The organism is Armatimonas sp. (genome assembly GCF_043760365.1).
Classification (GTDB): Bacteria; Armatimonadota; Armatimonadia; order Armatimonadales; family Armatimonadaceae; genus Armatimonas.
The window spans coordinates 1-1,664 of the sequence record NZ_JAYUPA010000473.1; the positions used below are offsets into that span (position 1 = coordinate 1).

The 1,664-nt window shown below is 57.2% G+C and carries 4 protein-coding genes; 2 read left to right on the plus strand and 2 right to left on the minus strand.

Going from position 1 to position 1,664, the window contains the following annotated elements; all coding sequences use genetic code 11:
* Window positions 1–377: AAA family ATPase (locus ACH2EH_RS11050; RefSeq protein ID WP_395141627.1), on the plus strand; the 377-nt coding region annotated here is incomplete at its 5' end.
* Here the strand turns inward: ACH2EH_RS11050 and ACH2EH_RS11055 are convergent.
* Window positions 367–735 (minus strand): clan AA aspartic protease, encoded by a 369-nt coding sequence (locus tag ACH2EH_RS11055; RefSeq protein WP_395141629.1) that lies wholly within the window; start codon window positions 733–735, stop codon window positions 367–369. The two genes, ACH2EH_RS11050 and ACH2EH_RS11055, sit on opposite strands and share 11 nt — an antisense overlap.
* Window positions 732–992: a hypothetical protein gene (locus tag ACH2EH_RS11060; protein WP_395141631.1), complete on the minus strand. Its 261-nt coding sequence runs from the start codon at window positions 990–992 to the stop codon at window positions 732–734. The genes ACH2EH_RS11055 and ACH2EH_RS11060 overlap by 4 nt, the downstream gene beginning before the upstream one ends.
* 41 nt (window positions 993–1,033) lie before the next feature.
* On the opposite strand from ACH2EH_RS11060, the gene ACH2EH_RS11065 reads away from it, so the two are divergent.
* The coding region (locus ACH2EH_RS11065) for a PQQ-binding-like beta-propeller repeat protein (RefSeq protein ID WP_395141633.1) at window positions 1,034–1,664 on the plus strand (631 nt) is incomplete at its 3' end.

Consider the following 1,664-nt stretch of genomic DNA (forward strand, 5'->3'; position numbering starts at 1 on the left):
CCGGCATTGATATTCTCGCGCAGCCACCGGGGAAGAAGCGTCAGAACTTATCACTGCTCTCCGGTGGCGAGCGAGCACTCACAGCCACCGCACTGCTCTACGCCTTCTTAGAAGTCCGCCCCGCCCCGTTCTGCGTCCTCGATGAAGTGGACGCGCCGCTCGATGGTGCTAATGTCGAAAAGTTCGCTGACTTAGTGCGCGAGTTCGGTCAGCAGAGCCAGTTTATTCTGATCACCCACAACGCCACCACGATGGAAGCCGCCCCGCTCTGGTACGGCGTCACGATGCAAGAGCCCGGTGTCAGTCGCGGCATCTCCATGCGCGTCCCCGAATCGCCGCCGCTCGAACCCACCCCGGCTTTAGAACCTACGCAGTGATGGGGAGAATCGTAACCTGACCGCTCTCAAGAAAGTCTACCGTCAGGCGGTAACTCGCCAGAAGCGCAGTACCCAGAAGAGGGCGCTCACCCAAGCCGAGAATGGCGACATCAATTTGTTTGTTTTGCCAGAGTATGGTCGCGCTATGAACGGGTGTGAGAACTGCATTGCCATCAGCGAAGACTGAGTCTAGCTCCAGCTCAAATGGCAGTTTAAGTTGCGCAATTGTCTCCAAGGGAAGTGCCAGTGCTCCCTCAAAGCCCGTGTCCACGATGAACTCCAAGCCGACCTGGCTACCATCAGAGAGAATCAGATGAACTATCAGACATGCCTGTAGATTTTGGACAGCACCTGTCACAGCGTCGTTGTCCGTGTTCGCGTCCCTCCGACGGCATAAACGGCGTTGTAGCCGATGCGCTCTGCCCAAATGCGGGCCGAGGCATGGCGCGTGCGAAGCTTCCGGCTGGCTGCCAATAAATCGCTATCCACTTCGTAGTCACCGCTCTCGATATCAATAGCGACGATCTTTCCCAGGCTCTCTTGTGTCTCCACGAGAGAGCGTATTTGCTCCTGATAAAGAGCTTTTCCACGTAAGGCTGTGTTATCTGTTCTCATGGATTTTCCTCTTACTGAGTATATCAAAGTATAATCTCTCCATGCATCAAGCCAAAGAAGTTGGGCTTACTTTTCATGCGCCGCCAAAGCCGCTGGCGACAAACGCAATCACCCACGACTGGCGGGATTTTCTGGGGCCGAGCCACAGTGCGCTCTCCACAGAAACGCCGCTGCGGGAGACGCCGAAGCTGGTCTGGGAGCGGATAAAAGGCGAGGGGTACGCGTCGCCGTGTGTGGTAGCGGGCAAGGCGATTGTCTTTCACCGGCTGGGGGAGCAAGAGGTTATCGAGTGCGTGGCGGCCGAGACGGGTAAGCGGCTCTGGAAATTTGCCTATCCTGCGGCCTACAGTGACCGCTACGGCTTTAACGCGGGGCCGCGCTGTCAGCCAATTAGCGATGGGAAGAATGTCTACACCTATGGTGTTGCGGGGAAGCTGACGTGTCTGTCGCTGGCGACGGGGCAGGTTCTCTGGAAGCGCGATATTGCCGCCGATTATAAAGTGCCGCAGAACTACTTTGGAGTCGGAGCGACGCCGCTTCTAGAGGGGAATTTACTCATTGTAGTCGTTGGCAAAGACACCGGGCCGAGTGTTGTCGCCTTTGACAAAGCCACGGGAAAGCAAGTCTGGGCGGCAGGCAAGGGCTGGACGGCGGGCTACGCATCACCCGTGC

Bases quoted from the DNA above. Each gene is read 5' to 3' on its own strand.
- ACH2EH_RS11060 (WP_395141631.1), bottom strand. From the start codon at position 992: ATGAGAACAGATAACACAGCCTTACGTGGAAAAGCTCTTTATCAGGAG.